Origin of the sequence: Caulifigura coniformis, from assembly GCF_007745175.1 — a bacterium.
Classification (GTDB): domain Bacteria; phylum Planctomycetota; class Planctomycetia; order Planctomycetales; family Planctomycetaceae; genus Caulifigura; species Caulifigura coniformis.
Genome location: NZ_CP036271.1, coordinates 5,321,000 through 5,342,524 on the forward strand (window position 1 = coordinate 5,321,000; position 21,525 = coordinate 5,342,524).

Genomic DNA, 21,525 nt, shown 5'->3' on the forward strand with positions numbered 1-21,525 from the left:
GAACTTGCGGGCCATAGGCACGGGAGATGCTTGAGAGGTCAGGTCCGCGGGGACACTGCAGCGAGAGACATTTTGAGCGACCCGCACCGGGGCGACTGGTGTTTCATCTGCAGGCGGGGATTGGATCCGAATTGGTGAACTGGAATCATGGGAAAACTCCTGTTGATTTGTGCGGCGGCGGCTGGTGGTTTCGTGACGGCCGTGGCTGCGACTCCGGAAGACGAGCAGCGTCGCGCTTATGACCGTGGCTACTCCGATGCACAGAAATCTGTGCAGGAGGAAGCTGTGCGACTGGGGTTCGCCGTCTGGGAGCCGGGCGAAACGCCTGATTCGCAGACTTTCCGGTGGACCTCCCGGCAGCCGCGCTGGCGGGAATTGTCCGATCGCGATTCGGACAATGATCGGTCACGTTCGGCCGGGCGTTCCCGGCGGCGACACGAAAACAGCGACCCGGAAGTCGGGTGACTCCTCCGCTATGTGCCGGGCCCGCTCCTGGCGCAATCGACGCCTGCTTAGCGGGCATTCTGTCTGGAAATCCGGCAGTCCCTGATTGCGGCATTCGGAGCGAGGGAAAGCCCTGAGGATGGTCGGCGGAAGTTTCGGACTGCCTGCAGTTTCCGCAGTTTACCTTTCGTCGCGGCTGAAACAGGGCCGGTTTGCATTGACCCGCGCGGGAACGATGTTATGCTGCCCGACTTCGATCCTTCACGGAAAAAACAGGGGCAAGGCAGCCCTGGAGAACGAGAGTCATGCATCGGCTACTGAAACAGGTTGAAGAAGCCTGCTTCCGCAAGAATACCCTGACCTTCGACGTCGGCGATACGGTCGATGTGCACACGCGGATTCTGGAAGGCGACAAAGAGCGTATCCAGATTTTCTCCGGCGTCGTGATTGCCCGCCGTGGATCTGGCACCCGCGAGATGTTCACCGTTCGCCGGATCGTTGCCGGTGAAGGCGTCGAACGCACCTTCCCGATCCATTCGCCCAAGGTGGCTGAAGTCGCGGTGAAGCGTCACGCCAAGGTGCGTCGCGCCAAGCTGTACTTCCTTCGCGATCGCGTCGGCAAGGCGACCCGCCTCGTCGAACGCCGCGCCAAGGAAGGCGAAACCTCGGTCGAGTGAATCGATCAGAGTTCAGCCAAATCAAGACAACGCCCGGTTCGTGCCGGGCGTTTTTTTGTTGATCTGCCGCACCGGCCCTGCGGAGACGCCGACTCTTCTCGGATTTCAGCCGCGTGCAGTTCAGCCTCCTGCAAGGGCCGGAACAAACTGGACTTCAGCACCGGGAGGAACGGGCGTTGCGAGCCCCGTCGCACACAGCCGCGAGTTGACGGCGACGGCGACTCCCTGTTTCAGGCGGTCGTCTTCGATGAGCCGATCCCCGATCCTCGGGAACCGGCGATCCAGCTCGATGACCACCTCGCGAACGGTCGCGGCGTCGACTTCGACGTCGCTGATACCGTCCGTCAGCTTCCGGAGCGAGGCAGGGATATGAACTCTGATGGCCGTGGACATGAAACCACCATACCATTGACCGATCGGGGCGGCAGCCGGCAGCCTGATTTCACCGCGTGTGGCTCGTTGCGAACCCCCGTCGAGCGACGGTATTTTTAAGGTCGATTCACTCCTCACGGTCGCGTCGATGGACAGCCGTTCAACACCGTTCTTTCTCAGCTTTCCGCTCGGGACATGGTTCCAGACGCAGGTCCGCGTCTCGCTGTTCTTCTTCCTTGTCCTGATCTACTGCCTGCTCGAGCATCCTCCCGCCGTTGGCGCGACGATCTTCGGGCTGCTGTTCGTTTCCGTGCTCGCGCACGAGTTTGGCCATATCTTCGCCGCGCGCTGGAGCGGCGGCGAAGGCGAAGACATTCTCATGTGGCCGCTGGGGGGACTCGCCTACGTCCGCCCGGCGAATAACACATCGTCGGAACTCCTGACTCATGGGGCCGGGCCCCTGACGAACGCTGTCCTCTGTGGCGGTTGTCTTGCTGGGCTCGTCGCGATGGGCCGCCCCATCAAAGCCGACATCTTCTCGCTGCTCACGCTCCCCGCGGTGGAATGGCAGTCGAGCATCGGACGCGATGTGCTGGTCCTGGCGGCGTCGATCAACTTCAAACTGTTCTGCGTCAACCTGCTTCCCGCACTGCCGATGGATGGCGGCCAAATCACCTATGCGATCGCCCGCACGCAGGGGGATGCGCCTGAGATGCGGCAGTTCGTTCTCCGGCTGGGGATGGTCGTCAGCATCGGTCTGGTGCTGTTCGGCTGGCTGGTGAACGACACGACCCCCATCGTGCTCGCCTTCTTCCTGGTCGTCATCAATCTGCACGAGCATTTCATTCTCGCGCTGACGGATCAGTGGAGCGACGGATTCGCCGGCGCTGAATTCGGAGCCTCGCTGCGCGACGACGAGGAATCGCCCAAGCCCGGCGTGATCGCCCGCTGGCGGATGCGGCGGGCCCAGGAGCGACAGGAGCGCGAAGCCGAAGAACGGATCCAGACCGAACGGAAGGTCGACGAACTGCTGGCAAAGGTACACAGTGAGGGCATGAACTCGCTGACCGATGCCGAGAAGCGGTTCCTCACGCGAGCCAGCCAGCGCTACCGGAACCAGGAGCACTAGCAGTGACTCCGCCCGCCCGGACGCGACGGTGGCGACTTCTCGGCTGGACCGCCGCCCTGTCTCTGGGCGTCTGTGTGATCTACGTTCTGGTCGCGATGGCGGCCTCGCCTTTTGCGGAATCGCGCCTGCTCGCCGGAAAACACCCCGACCTCGTCATCGGCCGCGAATGGGATCCAAGGCACGGCCGAATCCTGACGATCCGCGACGACCTCCCCTCCGATTGCGATTGCCCGCTTCATCAGATGCTGTCCGGCCGCGAGACAGTTTCCGTCGGCATGAGCACGTTCTTCGCACATGCCGGAAAAGACATGGCGCTCGGGGGCGCGAAACAGAACAAGTTCGAAGGCCGAGACATCGCGCCGGCGCGCCTGCTGATTCTGTCTCGCCGCAGCGACACCACCATCGAACTCCACCTGATGGAAGACTGGTCGCCGTCGTGGACTCTCCGTCAGGTTCAAGGCCGGCTGGTCCGGCTCCTTCGAAACGTCTACCGCTAGGCCGATGACGCACACCGGCCCTCATATCCTCATCGCCACCGGCGGCAGCGGCGGGCATCTTTACCCGGCCTTCGCCGTCGCTGATGAAATCGAACGCCGCTGGTCCGGCGCCCAGGTGCGGTTCACGATCGGCCCCCGCGACATCGAGCGTGACATTTGCCGCTCGGAGAATCGGGAGGCACAGGTTCTTCCGCTGGTCTCCACTTCCGAGGCTCGCCGCCATCCGGTCCGGTTTCTGACCGGTTACTGGCGAGCCCGGCGGGTGGCCCGTGAACTTCTCCGGTCGTTTCAGCCCACCTGCGTCATCGGCGCCGGCGGGTTCACGATGGGCCCCGTCGTCCAGGCGTCGCTGGCCGCACACATCCCCGTGGTGCTGCTCGAACAGAACGTCATCCCAGGCCGGGCCACGCGCTGGTTCAGCCGCCGCGCCGACACGATCTGCTCGAGCTTCGAGGTGCTGACCCCTCCTCTGAGCCAGGCGCGCGTTGTCGTGACCGGCAATCCCGTTCGCGCAGCGATCGCCGGAATCGCGAAACATCCCGAACTCGGCCGACAAAACCTGCTGGTCATGGGTGGCAGCCAGGGGGCGCGGGGACTCAACGAGGGCCTGGTCTGGCTGGCAGAAGACCATCCGGCTGCCTTGGCGTCGTGGAACGTCGTTCACCAGACCGGCGGCGACGAGTCGGCCCGCGAGGTCTCGTCGGCCTACGCACGGATGACGATCACCGCCCGGGTGATGCCCTTCATCAGCGACATGGCGGGGGAATACACGCGCGCCGACCTGGTCATCGCCCGCGCCGGCGCGACGTCGCTGGCGGAACTCGCCTGCGCTGGAATTCCGGCCGTCCTCGTTCCTTATCCCTTCGCACGCGACTTGCATCAGCACACCAACGCGCGCGTCTTCTCCGAACGCGGTGCGGCCCTCGTCGTGGAACAGGGAGCCGATCCAGCGACGACCGGCGAGCGCCTGCTTGCAGCTCTCGAATCCCTGGGCAGTGATGCCCGGCGAATAGCAATGTCGGAGCAGATGAAGCGGCTCGCCCGGCCGGATGCCGCGGCCCGCGTCGTCGACGTCATCGCAGCCGCGATTGAGCGACGCGGTCTGCATCGAGAGTTCTGACGGGACGTCCGCGTCGCGACCGCACTGGTCAGGACGGGCGTTTCTGCGTCCAGCGAATCAACTCTTCCAGTTTGTCCGCGGCGGCGCGCGAATCGATCGCCTGCTGCGACGCGATCACGCCCCCCTTCAGTGAGTCGACCTTCCCCGCCGTCATCAGGGCCGCGGCCGAGTTCGCGACTACGATGTCGCGGCGTGGTCCCGGGCGGCCATCGAAGATCGCCCGGATGATGTCCGCACTCTCCTGCGGGGAACGGGCGACGAGATCCGCCGGCGTGCACGTCGGGAGCCCCAGGTCCGTCGCGGTCCAGCCGGAGACTGACGTCTTCGAGCCGGTCACGTCGATCACCCGCGTCGTCCCCCACAGCGACACTTCATCCAGCTGGTCGGCCCCGCACACGACGAGGGTCCGCGTTGTTCCCAGTCGGGCAATGGCGCCCGCGAGTTTTTCCGCCGTCGAATTGCGGCTGGCGCCGATCAGCTGAAACTCGGCTTTCGCAGGATTCGACAGAGGTCCGAGCAGGTTGAAGATCGTGCGGAAGCCGAGCGATCTGCGGACTTCCGCGACATGCTTCATGGCCGGGTGCAGAACGCGGGCGAAGCAGAAGCCGATTCCGATTTCGTCGATGCACTGGCCCGCCTGTTCGGCCGAGATCTGCAGGTTGACCCCCAGCGCCTCGAGCACGTCGGCCGACCCGCTCGAACTCGACGCCTGGCGATTCCCGTGCTTGGCGACGGGAATCCCGCAGGCGGCCGCGACAATCGCTGCGGCAGTGCTGATATTGAACGAGTGGAGGCGATCGCCCCCGGTTCCGCAGGTGTCGAGAAGCTTCTGGCGGGTGACCGGCACGGACGTCGCCTTCTCGCGCATGACGGTCGCCGCCTCGGCGAGGTCCTGGTCGGTCTCGCCGCGGAACGCGATCGCTGTCAGCAGCGATCCGATCTCGGCGTCGCTGCATTGGCCATTCATGAGGGCCGTGATGGCTGCGCGAAGCGCGCCGGGCGGAAGCGAATTCTGCGCGAGGAGCGGTTCAACAACGGCGGCGATGTCCTGGTGCATGTTCGTCTGAAGTCGCCGCTGTCGATCGGAGAAAAAGCAGGAGGCGCGGTGGATGTTGTCGGTGGAGGGTGTCAGTTCCACGAGCGGCATCGATGCTGCCCGGAAACCTGTCGCCGGGTGGGAATCACGATTCGGTCGGGTATCCGGCTTCTTTCCAGCCGCTCCATCCGCCGTCCATCGAAATGACGTTCGTGTACCCCATCTTCTGGAGGGCGTCCGCCGCGAGCGCGCTCCGGAAGCCTCCGCCGCAATAGAGCACGATCGGCGCGGCCGGTTCGGGAATCTTCTTCTCGATGTCGCGCTCGATGACCCCCTTGCCGATGTGCTGCGCGCCCGGCAGATGGCCCGCGGCGTATTCGCTTTCCTCGCGGACATCGACCAGGTGGAACTTCTCCCCGCTGTCGAGCCGCTGTTTCACATCGGCGACCTGGCATTCCTGCACGCGCGATTTCGCGTCGTTGACGATGGCGAGGAACTGGGGCGTGTGCTGCTTGGCCATGGAAAATTTCCTTGTCGCGGGAAGTGACCGGCCAGTCTACCGAAAAACGGCGTTGCGCGCAGCGAAGCACCCCGGCTGCACGGATGCAGCCGGGGTGCGACGAGCGTTGGCAAGCTTCGTGGTTCAGGCGTTCGCCTGACGTGTGCAAAAGTGAGTCGGTCGTTCGTTCAGCGGTCCAAGGGCTATGCAGCGGGTGGATCAGTGGATGTCGTTCTGGCCCGCACAGAAGTCGCACCCGTCTTCGAAGGAACTGCAGCTCTTTCCACCCTTGTGGCCGTAAGCTCCCGAGACCGAGAAGCCCTGGTTCATCGCCGAGAATGCCGAGCCGACATCTTCGAGTTCGTTGTTGATGTTGAGGCTGACTTCCGAGAGTCCGACGACAAGGCCAAGGACGGCGATGGTCGAGATCAGCACGAGTTCGGCGGAAACGATGAAACCAGCTTCGTCGCGGACCAGCTTGTTGATGAGGTTCGTCATGGGAGGAGTCTTGATTTCTTGTCAGTCAGGTGGTGGTGTGTGTTTCGTGAAAGGGTGTAAAGCGAAGTGAATGCCACTCGTGCCTTGGCGCTCAGGATCCTTGTCGCGCCCAGCTGTGGATCACACTCGCAAGAGCCTTTGCAGAAATGGTTTAAGTGCGGTTCGCAGAATTCTCTGGCACGCGTTCGGCACGGCCAGAGCGCGCCAAGGCATGTTGACGCGCGGCAACATCGCGCCGGACCACAGGGGCCAAAAAGAGGAGGCGGGAGCAATAATCGCTGACGCCAATGCGACTTCCGCCGCAGGTGGCCTTCAGGCAACATGATGCCGGCCGGCAACGCCCTCCGCGCGCGCCGCCGGACCCCGATTTTCAGACCCGTTCAGGATGCGAGACGTGGACAAGGACAAGCTGATTCGCGACTACCTCGAAGGCGTCACCCAACTGCAGGACTCGGTCGCCCGGCTGACCGATGAGCAACGGCGCTCGCACCCCGTTGCGGGAAAGTGGTCGATTCACGAAGTCGTCTGCCACCTCGCCGACTTTGAGCCGATCATGACCGACCGGATGACTCGCGTGATCGCTCTCGAAAAGCCGGACCTCCTCGGGGCTGATGAGAGTCTGTTTGCGAAGTCGCTGGCCTATGACGCCCGCGACTTCGACGAGCAGCTGCGCTTGATTGCCGTGTTGAGGAGCCACACCGCCCGCATCCTCAAGGCCACCCCCGAGGCGGCGTTTGGACGGATCGGCGTTCATTCCGAAGCCGGTCCCTTGACCCTCGAACAGCTCATCCAGAGGGCCACCAACCACCTGCCGCACCACATTGCGTTCATCAAGGAAAAGCGCGCCGCGCTCGGCGCCTGAGGAGAGCGCCGGCCAACGCCTGAAGCTCCCTTCAGATTGCCCCTGCCTCGTGCCTCCCCCTGGGCGAACAGGGAGGATTGGGGCGTGCTGCCGAAGCGGGGACTCTGTCGTTTGGCAAGTGCGGTTTCCGAGACGATCTTGCTGCAGTTTCGGACCTGGAACTACTGTCCCGCAGTCCGCTCTGGCCCCTGTGAAAACCCGGCGATTGGTGTTGGTTTGCGTTGCTGGCGAACGATTGCGGTGATCTTCGCCGGCCTGATTTTCGCGTGCCCCCGGCAGGGTTCCGCGCAGATGCCCTGGAGTTCGACCGTCGAGCCCCCCGGCGATCCGTGGCTTGTCAGCGCAGCTCCCACGCGCCTCGACACGGCGTTCCCCGACGAGCCTGCCCAGGACGGCTGGCAGGTCCTCCCCGAAGGACTGATGTACCGCTCTTATCTTGCCGGTGAAAAGGAGCCGCGGTTCCAGTTCGTACCGCTCGTCGAGAAGGATCGCGGACTCATCTGGGAAGCGGCGCTCGGCGGCCGGGCCGGCATCCTGCGGTACGGCAACACCGATGCAGTCCATCCGCAGGGCTGGCAGTTCGATATCGAAGGGGCCGTGCTGGCGCGCGTCGATCCGGAAGAAGAAAGCGACCTCGAGGCGGCCGACTTCCGGGCCGGCTTCCTCTCCACCTGGCGCTCAGGCCCCGACGCCTTCAAGGCCGGCTACTACCACCTCAGCTCCCACGTCGGGGACGAGTTTCTGATCAAGAATCCGGGGTTCAACCGGCTGAACTATGTGCGTGACGCGCTGATCGCCGGCTGGACGCACGACTGGACGCCCGATTTCCAGATCTATGGCGAAGTCGCTTATGCGTTCAACGCGGAAGACGGCGCTCTGCCGTGGGAGTTCCAGTACGGTCTGCAGTACAGCCCCATCGCCCCTACCGGCTGGGACGGCGCCCCTTTCGGGGGCATCAACATCCACACGCGGGAAGATTTCGACTGGGAGACCGGCGTGAATGTCGTGGCCGGCTGGCTGTGGCGCGGCGCCACCTCCAACCACATCTTCCGTGTGGGCCTGCAGTTCTATCACGGACCTTCGATCCAGTACTCCTTCGTCGATCAGAAGGAAACGCTGATCGGCGGCGGCCTGTGGTTCGATTACTGACCGCAGCGGCCCCTGGATCTGGTCCGCGTCAGCGTTTCACGATCTGCTGTTCGGCCGTTTCGATCGCCCTCAGGAGGCCCTTCGCCTTGTTGAGCGTCTCCTGGTACTCGGCGGCCGGCACGCTGTCCGCGACGAGGCCGGCGCCGGCCTGCACGTAGGCTTTGTTCCCCATCAGCACGAGCGTCCGCAGCGCGATGCACGTGTCCATGTTGCCCGTGTAGTCGAGATACCCGACAGCGCCGGCGTACGGGCCCCGCCGGTTTCGCTCGAGTTCGTCGATGATCTCCATGGCCCGCACCTTCGGCGCTCCCGAGACCGTTCCGGCGGGCAGGCCCGCGCGCAGGGCATCCAGTGCAGTCAGGCCCGGACGCATCTTGCCCACCACGTCTGACGTGATATGCATCACGTGGCTGTAGCGCTCGACGACCATCACGTCGCTGAGTCGCACCGAACCGTACTGCGCCACGCGGCCCACGTCGTTCCGCGCGAGATCGACGAGCATGACGTGCTCGGCGATCTCTTTCGGATCGGCCAGCAGCTCGTCGGCCAGCGCCTTGTCTTCGGCTTCATCCTTGCCGCGCGGCCTGGTGCCCGCGAGCGGGCGGATCGTCACTTCTCCCTCTTCCACCCGCACCATGATCTCCGGCGACGCCCCGATCAGCTGGCAATGCGGCGTGTCGAGCAGGAACATGAACGGGCTCGGGTTCACCACCCGCAGCGCTCGGTAAATCTCGAACGCCGACGCTTTCGTTTCCAACTCCAGTCGCTGGCTACACACCACCTGGAAGATGTCGCCGGCGCGGATGTATTCCTTCGCCTTCTCGACCACCTCCTCAAACTCGGGCTGCGTGAAGTTCGACTTCCATTTCAGCTGGGGCTGCCCCTGCGGCTGGATGTCGTGCGCTTCGAGCCGGTCCGGGGTGCTCTGCAAGCGGTTGCACAGGTCGTCGACCCGCCGACAGGCCGCGTCGTAGTTCGCCTTGAGGTCCCCTTCGGTCGACGCATGGCTCACCACCAGGATCGTTTTCCGGATGTGGTCGAACACCACCATCGTGTCGTAAAGGGCGAACGACAGGTCCGGGAGACGGCGGTCATCGTGAGGAGGATTGGGGAGCCGCTCGACGTATCGAACGACGTCGTACCCCGCATAGCCGACAGCCCCGCCGCAGAAGCGAGGCAGTCCGGGCAGGTGGACCGAACGGTGCTCGTCAATAAGGTGCTGCAGGAGGGCCAGGGGATCGGAGTGACGCGACGACTCCGTCTTCCCATTGCGGGTCAGCTGCACGTCCTCCCCGAACGCCTCGATGCGAAGAATCGGATCGCCGCCGAGAAAGCTGTAGCGTCCGATCCGTTCTCCGCCGACGACGCTCTCGAACAGGAACGCCTGGTTCTTCCAGCCGGCCCGGTCATAGGCCGTCACGGGGGTCAGCGTGTCACCGAGGATTTCCCGGTAGACGGGGATCTGCCTCGCCTGCGGGGCGAGGCTGGACCAGGCGGCGAAATCAGGACGATGCATGGGCACGGAGAGAAAGCACGACTCGATGAGATGGTCGGAAGCTTAGCGGGGAACAGACCCCGGTGTCGAAGGGGGCGTTCGCGACAATTGCGGGGAAAGGCTCGAAACGAAAGCCGCGACCGCAGTGTTTCACGCCTCGTCGCGTGAGGCCAGCAGGCCCGCAATGAACTCCGTCGACATTCCCGCCGCCTCACGGGCCTCCCGCTGGAAGACGTCGCCGCTCGCCTTTTCGGCCCGCAGCGGCCAGTGCAGATGCGTTTCGAATGCCTCCCAGTCCGACATCTCCGCCGGTTTCAGCCGGCGAAGCCACTCCAGGCCGAAGGCGACATGCTGGATCTCGTCGCGATGAATCGTCCGCATCAGGGCGGCGCTGCGCTCGTCGCCGGCCGCGGCGAATTGTTCAGCCAGTTCGAGGGAGTGGTCGAGATTGCGGCCCTCGAACACCAGCGGCAGGCAGGCGCAGTAATCGAGGACCGAGGTGACCGACATCGACTTCTGCCAGATATAGCCGTTGACGGGAAACTCGCCGAAACGAACCCCCAGGCGGGCCGCGCGTTCGATGTGCATCCGCGTGTGCCGCTGCTCGTCCCGCATCACGTTTGCCACGCCAAGCCGGAAATCGGGCGGGGCGTCGGGAAAGGCGAGGAGTGTCCACGCCATGACTTCGAGCGCCTGCAGCTCGTGATTCGCAAGGATGTGATGGGCGAGGCCGCGCTTGCCCTGTTCCTTCAGCGACTGGGCCGAAGGGAGCTTCGGCGCCGTACGGCGGTCGGCGAACTCGAGATCAGCCGGCCGGGCCGGCGCCGCAACGCGTTCCGCAGGTCCCGGCGAGGGATCAGTGAAGGGTAGCTCGGCGTCGAGGAGCTTTTCCTCGATCGTGGAACTGAGCAGGCAGCGGCGGGCGAAGTCGCGAATCTCCATTCGCGGAGAATCGCCGATGACGCCGCGTCGGCCAAGAGTGGGAGCGCTCCGGCTCAGGCGGCGCTGGGTGCGTGTTTGAAGTTCCCGGCCCGATTACTGGGCCATCGTGCGAATGGTGGCCCATTCGTGACCGCAGCTGCTGCAATTGAAGCCGACGATCGTGGCTGTGCCGGGGATCGGTTCAGCCTTGGCGTTCAGGAGGCCGTCTTCCAGTTCCACCGGCTCCACCGTGGCGCGGCGGCAGCAGGGACAGACCTGGTTGGAGTTCCAGAGCCAGGCGCGACGGATGACCGGGTTGCCGGGAGCAGAGTGGCGTTCCCGAAGACGCGGCGTGAACGGAATCACCGCAGGAGCGTGCTCGTCGTCAAGCGAGGGATCGAACAGGCGGAGACGGCTCATCATGAGCCCTTTCGTAATCGAGGTTCGTCCTTGAACACCAAAGCCACCAGCCATGCAGGCGGGGCTCCGACGGCGGGAACGATACCCTCGATCTTCCGATTAGGCAAGCGCCTGTTCGCGGCTTTGAGTGAATCGAAGCGTGGCTCACTGCGCAGAAAAACGCCCGCCTCACGTGCGAGGCGGGCGTCAGGATGCGCGAGGCTGCATGAAAGCGCAAGCGCCGACCGGAGCTACGCGGGCAGCGTGATCGTAAACCGGTTCTGTGATGAAACGTTGCACTCGTTCCGCGTCGGAGAGAAGTCGATCACGTCGACCGTCCTGCCATCCGCCTTGAACTCCAGCAGCCGCAGCCAGCCGTCGCCCCCTTTGGGTTTCATCTGGAAATTGACGAGCATCTGGGCCACCTCGCGACCCTGGGCGTCCTTCGTCACGGTCCGGCCGAGGCCGTCGTTGAGCACGTGACCGTTGAGCGTCATCAGGAAGTTGCCGTTGGGCGAGACGAGCTTCGACCACAGCTCTTCGCCGTCGTTGACGTCGTCCGCGGTGGCTTTCGCGACAGGATAGTTGTGCGGATTCCAAGTCTGTTTCAGGCCGTACTTCTTCCAGTCGTAACGCGTCTCGTCGTAGTACATGTAGGCGTGCGTGATCAGGATCGCCGAATGATCCTTGTGCTTCGCAACGATCTCGTTAGCCCAGCGGATCACGTCATTCCGGGGCCCGAACTCGAGCGCCACGACGAGAAACTTCCGGCCGCCGGCGGTGAACGTATGCCACGAGTTTTCGAGCCGATCGGGCTCCCTGTCGTAGACGCCGCCGAACGTCTTCAGGTCGCTGTAATGCGCCAGCGGGAAGTAGTCGTTGAAGTGCGTCGTCCGGTCGGCGCATCCGCCGCCCTTGCCGTAGTCGTGATTCCCGCAGCACATGAAGTAGGGAACATGACCATCGAGCTGGCGCATTGCCTTCTGCGCGACCTCCCATTGCTCGGGCGTGTTCCGGTTCGTGATGTCGCCCAAATGCAGCACGGCCGCGATGTTCCGCTCCTTCGCCTGGTCGACGATCCACTTCGTCTGTGCGTAGAAGCCTTCCGGAACGGACTGGCAGTACATCTGCGTGTCCGGGAGTACGGCGATGCTGAACGAGCCTTCCTCCAGTTTAGGTGGCGGTCCGGCCTGGAAGATGGCGTCCGCATAGACGTCCGCTTTACGGGCTGCCGGCTTCTTCGGCGGGGCGGTTCGATTGTCCTGCCCGAACGCCGACGGCGCTGCGAACGTGGAGAATGCGGCCGTGGCGCCGACTTTCAGAAAGTCGCGACGAGTAGCGTCAGTCATACAGCGAGCTCCCCTGGAATTTCCGTGACGGAAGTGACCGTAACCGCGAGCCATCGCCTCGTGCAACGACTCCTGCCACGAAGACGGATCTTCGATGGGTTGCTGCGCGAATCGGGAGACGTGTAGCGTCGGTCAGTCCACCGCAAAGAGGAGCCGCTCCATGACGCCCGAAGAACTTCGTGCCGTGCAGACCCCTTTCAAGGAACGCTATCGCAGCGATCCGGCGAGCGCGCTCGCCACGCTCTCGGCCACAGGGACTCTCGATGTGGCTCGGCTGCAATGTGTCGTCGACGGCGCGGGAGGAGGTCGTGTGATCGCGGGCGTCCACCCGCGCGCTGGCGGCGATGGGGCAGGGAAGTGCGCCGGTGACATGTTGCTCGAGGCACTGGTTGGATGCGCGGGCGTGACGCTTGCCGCCGTCTCCACCGCGATGAACCTGGGAGTGACCGCCGGCAGGCTCTCGGCCGAAGGAGACCTCGACTTCCGTGGGACGCTCGGCGTCTCGCGGGACGCCCCCATCGGATTCACGGCGATCCGGGTTTCGTTCGAACTCGAGACGGACGCTGGCGAGGCCCAATTGCAGAAACTCGGCGAGCTGACCGAGCGATATTGCGTGGTGGCCCAATCGCTCAACGCCCCGGTGAGCATCTCAATTCGACGAGTTGGCCCTCCAGGCCAGGTCGGCAATGGATGACGGACCCGCCGGCGGGTATCATCACCCCGGTACGGCGTTCGCATGAAGCGAAACGCACCTGCAGGGAAAGCAATTGAGAGTCGTCGAAGACTGGGTATCATGCACAGTCTGGGCTGACTCGAGTCAGTTCCCTCTGGTTTCTAAAGGACATGCAATGACACGGTCGCTGGCCGCACTCTTCTGCGTGAGCGCTCTGCTCGGTGCTCCCGCTCCCTCCGAGGCCGGGGTAATCCCCTGGATGTACGACTCGATCTTTGGCTACGGCAACCACTGGGGATATCGAGCAGGGTATGGCGGCTGGGGCGGCTACACCGCGGGGTACGCGCCGTTCTACTCCGGCTATGCCACGTCCTATGGCCTCGCCTATGGCGGAGGCGGAAACTGCTGCGGCGTCACGACCAACTACGCTCCCTGGTCCGGCTACAGCTATGGCGGCGGATGCTGCTCTCCGTGCGGCTCCAGCTGTGGCGGCGCCTGCGGCAGCTGCGGAACCAGCTGCGATCCAGGTTGTTCCAACTGCCCTGGCGGCAATTGCGGATCGGGAAACTGCGGGACAGGGAGCAGCTCGAATACCGTTCCGTCGACGCCCGCCGACCGGGATACAGGGGCTCAGCCGACCTACGTTCCTCCCACGAACACGAATGAACGGCCGGCTCCCCGGGATGAGTTCGGACCGGCCCGCACTCGCCCGAACCCGGCCACCAATCCTGGAGCGCCCACGACGCCGACCGATGGATTCGGGACGCCCGGTGGCTTTGGAACCACGCCGGGCGGATTCGGAACGTCCCCCTCCGGCGCCGATGTGGAACCGAACGCTCCGGGTTTTGCCCCGGGCCAGCCCTCCTCCACGCCCCGTTCCGGGAGTGGAAACGAAGACTCGCGAGTCATTCCGCGGACCCCGTTCGAGCCTGGTGACAAGGTCGCCTTCAAGACTCCCGCCCGCTTCGGCCGCTCCAATGTGCAACCTGTCTTTGAGTTGCCGACGATCGTGACAGCCCCTTCACGGACGCTGCCGGAAGTTTCAGCGGCCCCGACCGCCGTCGCGAGCAAGTAAGCGTCGCGTTGATTCACCGACTTCGCGAAGCCGCGCGGCACGAATCTGCCGCGCGGCTTTTTTTGTGAAATCGCCAGGGGGCGTCGCGAGGCCGCTCATGTCAGTCGGCCACGAGTTCCGCCCCCCCCGCGAGTTCGTCTGGACCAGTGCACCGCGGATCGGGTCTAATTCCACGGCTTCGGATTTCGGGGTGGTGGCTCGCAACCTGCGAGTGTCAGAACTGCAACGGCTCCTGAGCAGGTTTTCTCCGGCGGAGCCGGATCACTCTGAGGCGAATTCGGACGGAACCGTGGACGCCATTCGACGTTTGTTCCCCTACATCTGGCCGCAGAAACGCCGGCTGGCATGGTCGGTCATCTTCGGCGTGCTCGTCGCCGCGTTCTGGGGGCTCGACCTCCTCGCGGCGAAACCGCTGCTCGACATCCTGACGGTCGGCTCGCCCCATGTGACGATTCCCCTGCAGATCGCCGAGGCCTCGAAAGAGATCGACGACCGCACCGCGAACATCGCCGAACTCGACCGGGAACTCGAAACGCTGAAGCAGGAGAATGCGGGGCACGATGATCCTCGCGTCGTCGAGGCAACCCAGAAACGGGTGAACAACCAGGCAAAACGCACGGACGCCGAATGGGTCCGCTACCGGCTGCACTGGATCCAGCGCGTCGTGCTGCCGTGGACCCCGGTCGATACGTTTCACTACTTCGCCATGATCATCGGGCTGCTGCTGCTCGGCACGGCCATCAAGGGGATCTTCATCTATCTGCAGGATGTCCTGATCGGCGACGTCGCCGAGCGGGCCCTGATGAACGTCCGCAAGAAGTTGCTCCGCAAGATCCTGAATCTCGACTACCAGACGCTCTCCGCCGAAGGGACCGGCGGATTGATGTCTCGCTTCACTTACGACACCGAGCAGCTCGCCACCGGCGTCACGCTGCTCGGCGGGAAACTGGTTCGCGAGCCACTGAAATGCCTTGCCTGCGCGGTCATGGCATTGTTCCTCAACTGGCGGCTCACGCTGCTGGCCCTCGCCTGCGTTCCTCTCCTGGCCCTGGCCTTCGGGAAGTTCGGCCGGCTCCTGAAGCGGGCGAGCAAGCGGATGATGGAAAGCATGTCCCGCATCTATAAGGTGCTGGAGGAAACGTTCGATGGCCTGAAAGTGGTGATCGCGTTCGACGCCGGTTCGAAGCACCGCCGCGCCTTCAACGACGAATACCGCCGTTATTACGGTAAGGCGATGCGCCTCGTGCGGATTGATGCCGTCGCCAAGCCGACCATGGAACTCCTCGGAATGATGGCCCTCTGCCTGGCGCTGCTGCCGGGGGCATACCTCGTCCTCCGCGGTGAAACGAGTCTCTGGGGCATCCGCCTGTCGTCCGGCCCCATGGACGTTGCCACGCTCGGGACGCTCTACGCCATGCTCGCCGGCATGCTCGACCCTTGCCGGAAAATGTCGACGACCTACTCGCGCCTGAAGAAATCGACGGCCGCGATGGAACGTGTCTTCGCCATGATCGACGCCACCTCCAAAGTGCAGGAGCCGGCGAACGCACAGCCCCTTCCGCGGCTCTCCCAGGCGATCGAGTTCAAGGATGTTTGCTTCGGGTACACCGCCCGGCAGGCCGCCGAGCAGCGGGGACTCGTCCTGGATCACTTCAACCTGAAAGTCGATGCCGGAGAAGTCATCGCCATCGTCGGCCACAACGGCTGCGGCAAATCGACTCTCATGCAGCTGCTCCCCCGGTTCTTCGACCCCACGTCCGGCGAGGTGTATCTCGACGGCCTGTCGCTGCGGGAAGTGAAGCTCGCCGACCTCCGCCGGCAAATCGGCGTCGTGACACAGGACACTGTGCTGTTCGACGACTCGATCTACGAAAACATCCGTTACGGCAGGCCCGATGCGACACGCAAGGAAATTGAGGAGGCCGCGCGTCAGGCCCACGTCATGCCGATCGTCGACGCCCTGCCGCAGGGCTTCGAGGCCCGCGTCGGGGAGAAGGGACGCACCCTCTCCGGCGGACAGCGGCAGCGCATCGCCCTCGCACGGGCGATCCTTCGCGACCCCGCGGTCATGATCCTCGATGAAGCCACCTCCGCAGCCGATGCAGAGAGCGAGGCCCTGATCCACAAGGCCCTCAAGGAGTTCGCGCCGGGTCGCACGATGCTCCTCATCTCCCACACGATGTCCGCCAGCCTGCTCGATTTCGTCACGCGAATCGTGGTCATGGAAGACGGCCGCGTCCTCGCGACCGGCCGGCACGAAGACCTCCTCCGGACCTGTTCTGTCTACCAGCGCCTGTACACGGCTTCTTCGCGGAAGATGCTCACGCTGGACAGTCCACCGTTTTCGAACGTCGCTCCGTCAAAGGCCGCAGCATGAGACCGCCGCTCGTGGTCTGGCAGTTCACCGACGGGAAGCCGGGTCACGAGAGCCAGACCCGGGGGCTGATCGCCGCGCTCAAGCGACGATCCGAAGTCCATGCCTATCGGCTGCCGGTGTCCGACTGCCGCTGCGGGATCACCAGCCTGCTCAGGCGACGTCATCCCTGCCAGGGCGATTATCCGCCTCCCGATCTGATCCTCGCCTGCGGCCGCACCACGCACTTCGCCGCCCTGGCCGCACGCCGGGCCTGCGGCGGCGCGCTCGTCTCGCTGATGAAGCCGCCGCTCCCCAGCCGGCTGTACGACCTCTGCCTGATTCCGGAACACGACGGCGTGCCCGCATCGGACAACGTCCTGCTGACGCAGGGTGTCTTGAATCCCGTCGTCAAACAGCCCGAGTCCCCTGCACGAGTCGGCCGCGGCCTGATCCTGATCGGCGGGCCTTCCGCGCACCACGACTGGCCCGGCGCCTCACTGATCCCGCGGATCGTTTCGATTGTCGAGAAGGACGCGGCCCGCCGATGGACATTGACCACCTCACGGCGCACACCGGCGGAGTTCGTCGAACAACTGCAAACGACGCTGTCCCCGCCCTCGGCGGCGGAGGAATCGCCGTTGAAGATCGTGCCGGCCGAAGAGACGCCGCCCGGTTGGGTGGCCGAGCAACTTGCGAACAGTGACGCCGCAGTCGTGACCGAAGACAGCGTCTCGATGGTCTACGAAAGCCTCACCGCCGGTGTTGCCGTTTCCCTGATTGCCATGCCCCGTCGCGGCCGAAGCCGGGTGACGGCGGGAGTCGAGAAACTGCTGAGCCAGAGGTTCGTCCGGCCTGTCGAAGAGTTCCTGACGACGGGGGCGTTTCAGACCGCAGGGCACATCCTCGCGGAAGCCGACCGCTGCGCCGATACGCTGCTCTCACGCTGCCTCCAAAGAGCCGCCCGCGCTGCCTGACTGTTGGTGGGCAGTGCAAACTGGGGGCTACTGCCACCCGTTGGGGCTGTCTTGGAGATGGAGCCCCTGCCTGGAATTGCACTGGCGGAGCCAGCGCCACCGATGAGTTCGTGTCCTCAATGCCCCGTTGGCGGGAACTGTTCCTTGAGCAGCCGCACCGCCGTCTTCAACATCTGCGCCGCCGCCGGTGTCTCCACCAGGTTCTTCAACTCCGCGCGGTTGTCTTCCGTGTCGTACAGTTCGCGGGCGACGACGTCCCCTGACTTCCAGTCGCGCCATTCCGTGTAGCGCCCTTCCGGCGTCCGCACGCTGTAGCCCATCTGCTGCGGTTGGCCGCTCGGCGTGCGGTCGTAGTAGGCCGGACGCGGATGCTGCGTGAACGCCGCCGGCTTCACCGTCGCGGCCGTGTCTTTCAGAACGTGCACGAGGCTCTTCCCTTCAAGGCCGGCCACCGCCGGAAGCCGGCAGAGGTCCACGAGCGTCGGGAACAGGTCGATCAGTTCCGCCAGCGCCTTGGTCGACTGGCCAGCCGTTGACAGCCCCGGGGTGGAGATGATCAACGGCACCTGGGCGTCGTACTCGAAGCACGATGTCTTGCCCCACAGTCCGTGCTCGCCGAGGTGGTAGCCGTGATCGCCGCAGAACACGATCACTGTCGAACCGGCCTTTCCCGACGCCTCGAGTGCGTCCAGCACTTTCCCAAGCTGGGCATCCATGTAGCTGATGTTCGCGTAGTACCCGCGCCGCATGTTCTCGACGTCGTGCGCTGTCGGCGTGATGTTCTTCGGAGGCGCGCCAAGGATCTCCCGACTGTCGTGGAAGGCAACCTCCGGAGCCCCGAGCGGACGATCGGGAATCAGGTTGGGAATTTGAAAGAGTTCCGTCCGTTTCCAGTAGGCGTCCGGTGCGTTGAACGGAGAGTGCGGCTTCCAGAAACCGACGGCCAGGAAGAACGTCTGGTCCTTGATCTCGTTCAGGACGCGGATCGCTTCGTTGGCCACCCGCCCATCGAAATAGGCCTCGTCCGGCACGTCAACCCGTTCGCAGCGGTTCGCCATGACCAGGCTTTCCGGAGGCTCGCCGTCCACCTGGGGCTTGTCGTTGCCGTGATTCTCGTAGTGCAGGAATTCATCGGCGCTCCACGATCTGCGATCGCCGTGCGCTTTTGTGTGCCAGTTGTGGAAGATCTTCCCGACATCGCGCGTGACGTAGCCATGCTGTTTGAACCACAGGGGGAGCGTCATCACGTCCGGATTCCGGTCGCGGAAATGGATGCTGTTGCACCACACCTGGATCGTGTCGGGGCGTTTGCCGGTGAGCATCGACGACCGCGACGGATTGCAGACCGCCTGCTGGCAGTAAGCCCGCTCGAAGACGACGCCCCGCTGCGCCAGCCGATGGAGGTTCGGCGCCAGCCTGTTCTCGGGAAAGACCCCCGGCTCGAACCGGAAGTCGTCCGCCATGATGAACAGAACGTTGGGGCGGGAGGCCGGTTCTTGGGAAAAAGCCGATCCCGTGAAGAAGAACGCCAGCGTAGCCACGACGAGCGCACGAATCATGTCCGGTTCCCTCGAAGTATGGACGATCGAGGGCACGATCGTATCAGTGCGTCCCGGCCAGTGCATGTCGCCGCACCCGGCGCCGTTCCAGAAACCAGGCCGCCACCACCTGCACAAGAAACGCGTCGGCAGCCAGAACGAAAAGCGACACTGGATGCGACGGCAGGAACGCCGAGGCGATCGCGCACACATATGCCAGGATCACGCCCAGGCAGAACAAAGGAAGCGAGTGCCGGCCGCTCCACACGAACGGCCGGGCCCAGCGTGTCTCGGGGAACGACGGCCAGCGTTGAACGGCCCACGTTGTCACGATCGCGACGGCGGCGAAATGGATGATTCGGGCAAGCCCCAGGTTCGTCTTCGAGAACAGCGGCGAACTCCTCTGTTGTTGGCCGACCCAGGCGGTGAACTCCCCGAGTGCGGGAAGCGAGACGCCGCGCGCCACGAGCATCCCCACTATGACGACGACCCCGGCGCCGATCACGAAGGTGCGGTTCCATCGCATGCGTGGCCGCGTCACCGCGACATGGCCGGCCACGACCCCGAGAGCGACCAGAAGCTGCCACGCGAGCGGGTTGAAGCCCGCATCACCCGCGGACAGGGCGGGCGACAGTTGCGAGCTGGTATAGATCACCAGCGACAATCCGATCGCCGCTGCCGGCGTTCGCCTGGCCAATTGGAGGAACAGGGGGAGAAGCGGCAGCACTACGATGTAGATCACCAGGATGGCGACGCCCCATACCGGTTCTCGCAGCATGGCCGTCTCGCGAATCGCTTCGCTGAACATGGCGGGCGTCGTGATCGTCAGTGGAAGCCGGAACACCAGTGAGGTTCGGGAAATGCTCCACGCCAGTGCCGCGACGAGTAGCGTCGTCGCCATCATGGCCCCATAGATCACGAAAGAACGCGTCATCGCTCGCCGCTGACACGCGAGAAGACCCAGCCGCTCGATCCTCGGCGAGAAGACCCAGCCGAAGGTAAAGCCGGCAAGGAAGACGAACGCCTCGGCTGCGTCCGAAAGCCCCAGGCCCTTGAGCGTCCAGCGATTGAAGAACTCCTGGTCCGCGATCAGGTCATCGATGTGATCGACGAGCACGAACGTCAGGACGAGCCCGCGGAGGAAGTCGAGAGAGACGAGCCGGGACGGCTCGGGGGAAGAGTTCGCCGTCGCGGGCCCGGGCCCCATGGTTCAGGCGCCCGCGAGGCCGGAGGAAGGAGTCGCCAATTCGATAATCGGGAGCTGGTCGTTCAGGCTGCCGGACCGAAATCCTTCAAGGTCCACCGTGACCCGGCGGAACCCGAGTTCCTTCAGGCGTGCAGCGACCTGCGTCCGAACCGTCTCATTCGCCAGCAGCGAAAGGTTCTCGAGCGGCAGTTCAATCCGCGCCAGGTCGCCCGCTTCACAGCGGACTCTGAGCACCCGCCCTGCCAGAAGCGATTTCAGGAACAGTTCGGCTGCGTCGATGCGCTTCACACGCTCCGGCGTCGCCTCCACTCCGTAGGCGATCCGGCTGGAAAGGCAGGGGGAAGCGGGCTTGTTCCAGATCGGAACGTTCCACAGTTTCGCGATGGTCCGAACGTCCGCTTTCCGGAGCCCCGCATCGACCAGCGGGCTGCGGACCGCATGTTCGGACGCCGCCACGAGGCCCGGCCGGTGGTCTCCGAGGTCATCGAGGTTGGTGCCGTTCAGGAGAACCCCGACGCCGAGATCCGGTGCGAGCGATTCCAGACGCTCGTAGAGTTCCGTCTTGCAGAAGTAACAGCGATTGCCGGCGTTCTGCTGGTAGCCGGGGCGGCTGAACTCGTCGGTGTGCACGACTTTGTGCGGGATTCCGATCATCGCGGCGACACGTCGGGCCTCCTCCAGTTCGCCGGTCGCGAGGCTCGCACTGACGGCTGTTACGGCGACAGCCACCTCGCATTCCCTGGCAGCAGCCGCAGCGACCACGGCCGAATCGACCCCGCCGGAGAAGGCGACGGCTGCCCGCCGAAATGGTCGGATTGCCGTCAGCAGACGTCCGGCGAGCGCCTCCGCGGTGTTCGTGTCGTCAATGTCATTCGTCAACGCCATACCCCCATGATGGAGTGCGACGCGCTCAGCGGCAAGATGCGGCGACGTGCAGAGTCAGCCTCCTTGCCCGAGCCCCAAACCCGGTGTTCAAGAATTGTTCAGTCTCCGCAATTGCGTACGAACGCAGCGGCGACTCGCCGCAACTTCCGCCGCTCGTCCCTCGCAACTTCGACAATCCCCGCCCATTCGGCAGATTTTGGAGAAAACGGGGATTGATTTCCCTTTCCAACTGCCGTTAAATCTGCGCGCATTGGCCAAGACTGGCCGGTTCGAGATTGAGAGAACCGGGCGATGGCCGGCCTCAGTTGCAGCCGCGACCTGTTTGACTCGTGGCTGGGAGGCGAACGCGACATCGGCACGGAGACAGCCA

General features: G+C 64.3%; 22 protein-coding genes. 11 read left to right on the forward strand and 11 right to left on the reverse strand.

Going from position 1 to position 21,525, the window contains the following annotated elements; genetic code table 11:
* The first annotated feature begins 147 nt into the window (after positions 1-147).
* Together Pan44_RS21360 and rplS are read left to right on the forward strand one after the other, a co-directional pair.
* Positions 148-465 carry a hypothetical protein gene (locus Pan44_RS21360; RefSeq protein ID WP_145033662.1) on the forward strand — a complete coding sequence of 106 codons (318 nt, stop codon included), beginning with the start codon at positions 148-150 and terminating at the stop codon, positions 463-465.
* Between the two features lie 284 nt (positions 466-749).
* On the forward strand, positions 750-1,121 hold the full coding sequence (rplS, locus tag Pan44_RS21365; RefSeq protein WP_145033665.1) for a 50S ribosomal protein L19: 372 nt from the start codon (positions 750-752) through the stop codon (positions 1,119-1,121).
* 120 nt (positions 1,122-1,241) lie between these two features.
* Here rplS and Pan44_RS21370 read toward each other — a convergent pair whose 3' ends face one another.
* Positions 1,242-1,514: a MoaD/ThiS family protein gene (locus tag Pan44_RS21370; protein ID WP_145033668.1), complete on the reverse strand. Its 273-nt coding sequence runs from the start codon at positions 1,512-1,514 to the stop codon at positions 1,242-1,244.
* A gap of 127 nt (positions 1,515-1,641) precedes the next feature.
* On the opposite strand from Pan44_RS21370, the gene Pan44_RS21375 reads away from it, so the two are divergent.
* The 3 genes from Pan44_RS21375 to Pan44_RS21385 are packed head-to-tail and all read left to right on the forward strand — an operon-like array spanning position 1,642 to position 4,239.
* On the forward strand, positions 1,642-2,622 hold the full coding sequence (locus Pan44_RS21375; RefSeq protein ID WP_145033673.1) for a site-2 protease family protein: 981 nt from the start codon (positions 1,642-1,644) through the stop codon (positions 2,620-2,622).
* 2 nt (positions 2,623-2,624) lie between these two features.
* Positions 2,625-3,119, forward strand: a complete 495-nt coding sequence (locus Pan44_RS21380) for a hypothetical protein (protein WP_145033676.1) — start codon at positions 2,625-2,627, stop codon at positions 3,117-3,119.
* Positions 3,120-3,123: 4 nt separating this feature from the next.
* Complete coding sequence (locus tag Pan44_RS21385; RefSeq protein WP_145033679.1) at positions 3,124-4,239, forward strand: UDP-N-acetylglucosamine--N-acetylmuramyl-(pentapeptide) pyrophosphoryl-undecaprenol N-acetylglucosamine transferase; 1,116 nt, start codon at positions 3,124-3,126, stop codon at positions 4,237-4,239.
* A gap of 28 nt (positions 4,240-4,267) precedes the next feature.
* Here the strand turns inward: Pan44_RS21385 and trpD are convergent, their stop codons facing one another.
* The 3 genes from trpD to Pan44_RS21400 all read right to left on the reverse strand — a co-directional run bounded on the left by trpD (position 4,268) and on the right by Pan44_RS21400 (position 6,272).
* Positions 4,268-5,386, reverse strand: a complete 1,119-nt coding sequence (trpD, locus tag Pan44_RS21390; protein WP_145033682.1) for an anthranilate phosphoribosyltransferase — start codon at positions 5,384-5,386, stop codon at positions 4,268-4,270.
* A 34-nt stretch (positions 5,387-5,420) separates the two neighbouring features.
* Positions 5,421-5,795: a rhodanese-like domain-containing protein gene (locus Pan44_RS21395; protein WP_145033685.1), complete on the reverse strand. Its 375-nt coding sequence runs from the start codon at positions 5,793-5,795 to the stop codon at positions 5,421-5,423.
* A 198-nt stretch (positions 5,796-5,993) separates the two neighbouring features.
* Positions 5,994-6,272, reverse strand: coding sequence for a branched-chain amino acid aminotransferase (locus tag Pan44_RS21400; RefSeq protein ID WP_145033688.1), 279 nt, complete (start codon positions 6,270-6,272; stop codon positions 5,994-5,996).
* 385 nt (positions 6,273-6,657) lie between these two features.
* Here Pan44_RS21400 and Pan44_RS21405 point away from each other — a divergent pair, with 385 nt between their 5' ends.
* Both Pan44_RS21405 and Pan44_RS21410 read left to right on the forward strand, forming a co-directional pair.
* Positions 6,658-7,134, forward strand: a complete 477-nt coding sequence (locus Pan44_RS21405; RefSeq protein ID WP_145033691.1) for a DinB family protein — start codon at positions 6,658-6,660, stop codon at positions 7,132-7,134.
* Between the two features lie 291 nt (positions 7,135-7,425).
* Complete coding sequence (locus Pan44_RS21410; protein ID WP_145033693.1) at positions 7,426-8,283, forward strand: DUF1207 domain-containing protein; 858 nt, start codon at positions 7,426-7,428, stop codon at positions 8,281-8,283.
* Positions 8,284-8,311: 28 nt separating this feature from the next.
* Here the strand turns inward: Pan44_RS21410 and trpE are convergent, their stop codons facing one another.
* From trpE to Pan44_RS21430, 4 genes are all read right to left on the reverse strand, one after another.
* Positions 8,312-9,799, reverse strand: coding sequence for an anthranilate synthase component I (gene trpE, locus Pan44_RS21415; protein ID WP_197453540.1), 1,488 nt, complete (start codon positions 9,797-9,799; stop codon positions 8,312-8,314).
* 129 nt (positions 9,800-9,928) lie between these two features.
* Positions 9,929-10,720 carry a ferritin-like domain-containing protein gene (locus Pan44_RS21420; protein WP_145033699.1) on the reverse strand — a complete coding sequence of 264 codons (792 nt, stop codon included), beginning with the start codon at positions 10,718-10,720 and terminating at the stop codon, positions 9,929-9,931.
* 93 nt (positions 10,721-10,813) lie between these two features.
* Entirely contained in the window at positions 10,814-11,122 is a 309-nt protein-coding gene (locus tag Pan44_RS21425) for a hypothetical protein (RefSeq protein WP_145033702.1), read from the reverse strand.
* 227 nt (positions 11,123-11,349) lie between these two features.
* Positions 11,350-12,447, reverse strand: coding sequence for a metallophosphoesterase (locus Pan44_RS21430; protein WP_145033705.1), 1,098 nt, complete (start codon positions 12,445-12,447; stop codon positions 11,350-11,352).
* Between the two features lie 160 nt (positions 12,448-12,607).
* On the opposite strand from Pan44_RS21430, the gene Pan44_RS21435 reads away from it, so the two are divergent.
* From Pan44_RS21435 to Pan44_RS21450, 4 genes are all read left to right on the forward strand, one after another.
* On the forward strand, positions 12,608-13,141 hold the full coding sequence (locus tag Pan44_RS21435; protein ID WP_145033708.1) for an OsmC family protein: 534 nt from the start codon (positions 12,608-12,610) through the stop codon (positions 13,139-13,141).
* 154 nt (positions 13,142-13,295) lie between these two features.
* Positions 13,296-14,195 (forward strand): hypothetical protein, encoded by a 900-nt coding sequence (locus tag Pan44_RS21440; protein WP_145033711.1) that lies wholly within the window; start codon positions 13,296-13,298, stop codon positions 14,193-14,195.
* 289 nt (positions 14,196-14,484) lie between these two features.
* Positions 14,485-16,572 carry an ABC transporter ATP-binding protein gene (locus tag Pan44_RS21445; RefSeq protein WP_197453541.1) on the forward strand — a complete coding sequence of 696 codons (2,088 nt, stop codon included), beginning with the start codon at positions 14,485-14,487 and terminating at the stop codon, positions 16,570-16,572.
* Positions 16,569-17,525: a mitochondrial fission ELM1 family protein gene (locus tag Pan44_RS21450; protein WP_145033717.1), complete on the forward strand. Its 957-nt coding sequence runs from the start codon at positions 16,569-16,571 to the stop codon at positions 17,523-17,525. The genes Pan44_RS21445 and Pan44_RS21450 overlap by 4 nt, the downstream gene beginning before the upstream one ends.
* 116 nt (positions 17,526-17,641) lie before the next feature.
* Here the strand turns inward: Pan44_RS21450 and Pan44_RS21455 are convergent, their stop codons facing one another.
* The 3 genes from Pan44_RS21455 to larE are packed head-to-tail and all read right to left on the reverse strand — an operon-like array spanning position 17,642 to position 21,155.
* Positions 17,642-19,084, reverse strand: a complete 1,443-nt coding sequence (locus tag Pan44_RS21455) for a sulfatase (protein WP_197453542.1) — start codon at positions 19,082-19,084, stop codon at positions 17,642-17,644.
* A 43-nt stretch (positions 19,085-19,127) separates the two neighbouring features.
* Positions 19,128-20,270, reverse strand: coding sequence for an OpgC domain-containing protein (gene opgC, locus Pan44_RS21460; protein WP_145033723.1), 1,143 nt, complete (start codon positions 20,268-20,270; stop codon positions 19,128-19,130).
* Between the two features lie 3 nt (positions 20,271-20,273).
* On the reverse strand, positions 20,274-21,155 hold the full coding sequence (gene larE, locus Pan44_RS21465) for an ATP-dependent sacrificial sulfur transferase LarE (RefSeq protein ID WP_145033726.1): 882 nt from the start codon (positions 21,153-21,155) through the stop codon (positions 20,274-20,276).
* Positions 21,156-21,525: the final 370 nt, after the last annotated feature.

What these genes read in the sequence shown, in the direction of transcription:
- rplS (WP_145033665.1), top strand. Translation starts at nt 750, where the DNA reads ATGCATCGGCTACTGAAACAGGTTGAAGAAGCCTGCTTCCGCAAGAAT.
- Pan44_RS21455 (WP_197453542.1), bottom strand. Translation starts at nt 19,084, where the DNA reads ATGATTCGTGCGCTCGTCGTGGCTACGCTGGCGTTCTTCTTCACGGGA.
- Pan44_RS21435 (WP_145033708.1), top strand. Translation starts at nt 12,608, where the DNA reads ATGACGCCCGAAGAACTTCGTGCCGTGCAGACCCCTTTCAAGGAACGC.
- Pan44_RS21370 (WP_145033668.1), bottom strand. Translation starts at nt 1,514, where the DNA reads ATGTCCACGGCCATCAGAGTTCATATCCCTGCCTCGCTCCGGAAGCTG.
- trpE (WP_197453540.1), bottom strand. Translation starts at nt 9,799, where the DNA reads ATGCATCGTCCTGATTTCGCCGCCTGGTCCAGCCTCGCCCCGCAGGCG.
- Pan44_RS21385 (WP_145033679.1), top strand. Translation starts at nt 3,124, where the DNA reads ATGACGCACACCGGCCCTCATATCCTCATCGCCACCGGCGGCAGCGGC.
- Pan44_RS21450 (WP_145033717.1), top strand. Translation starts at nt 16,569, where the DNA reads ATGAGACCGCCGCTCGTGGTCTGGCAGTTCACCGACGGGAAGCCGGGT.
- Pan44_RS21375 (WP_145033673.1), top strand. Translation starts at nt 1,642, where the DNA reads ATGGACAGCCGTTCAACACCGTTCTTTCTCAGCTTTCCGCTCGGGACA.
- Pan44_RS21410 (WP_145033693.1), top strand. Translation starts at nt 7,426, where the DNA reads ATGCCCTGGAGTTCGACCGTCGAGCCCCCCGGCGATCCGTGGCTTGTC.
- Pan44_RS21395 (WP_145033685.1), bottom strand. Translation starts at nt 5,795, where the DNA reads ATGGCCAAGCAGCACACGCCCCAGTTCCTCGCCATCGTCAACGACGCG.
- opgC (WP_145033723.1), bottom strand. Translation starts at nt 20,270, where the DNA reads ATGGGGCCCGGGCCCGCGACGGCGAACTCTTCCCCCGAGCCGTCCCGG.
- Pan44_RS21400 (WP_145033688.1), bottom strand. Translation starts at nt 6,272, where the DNA reads ATGACGAACCTCATCAACAAGCTGGTCCGCGACGAAGCTGGTTTCATC.
- Pan44_RS21430 (WP_145033705.1), bottom strand. Translation starts at nt 12,447, where the DNA reads ATGACTGACGCTACTCGTCGCGACTTTCTGAAAGTCGGCGCCACGGCC.
- Pan44_RS21360 (WP_145033662.1), top strand. Translation starts at nt 148, where the DNA reads ATGGGAAAACTCCTGTTGATTTGTGCGGCGGCGGCTGGTGGTTTCGTG.
- Pan44_RS21405 (WP_145033691.1), top strand. Translation starts at nt 6,658, where the DNA reads ATGCGAGACGTGGACAAGGACAAGCTGATTCGCGACTACCTCGAAGGC.
- Pan44_RS21440 (WP_145033711.1), top strand. Translation starts at nt 13,296, where the DNA reads ATGACACGGTCGCTGGCCGCACTCTTCTGCGTGAGCGCTCTGCTCGGT.
- trpD (WP_145033682.1), bottom strand. Translation starts at nt 5,386, where the DNA reads ATGCCGCTCGTGGAACTGACACCCTCCACCGACAACATCCACCGCGCC.
- Pan44_RS21420 (WP_145033699.1), bottom strand. Translation starts at nt 10,720, where the DNA reads ATGGAGATTCGCGACTTCGCCCGCCGCTGCCTGCTCAGTTCCACGATC.
- larE (WP_145033726.1), bottom strand. Translation starts at nt 21,155, where the DNA reads ATGGCGTTGACGAATGACATTGACGACACGAACACCGCGGAGGCGCTC.
- Pan44_RS21425 (WP_145033702.1), bottom strand. Translation starts at nt 11,122, where the DNA reads ATGATGAGCCGTCTCCGCCTGTTCGATCCCTCGCTTGACGACGAGCAC.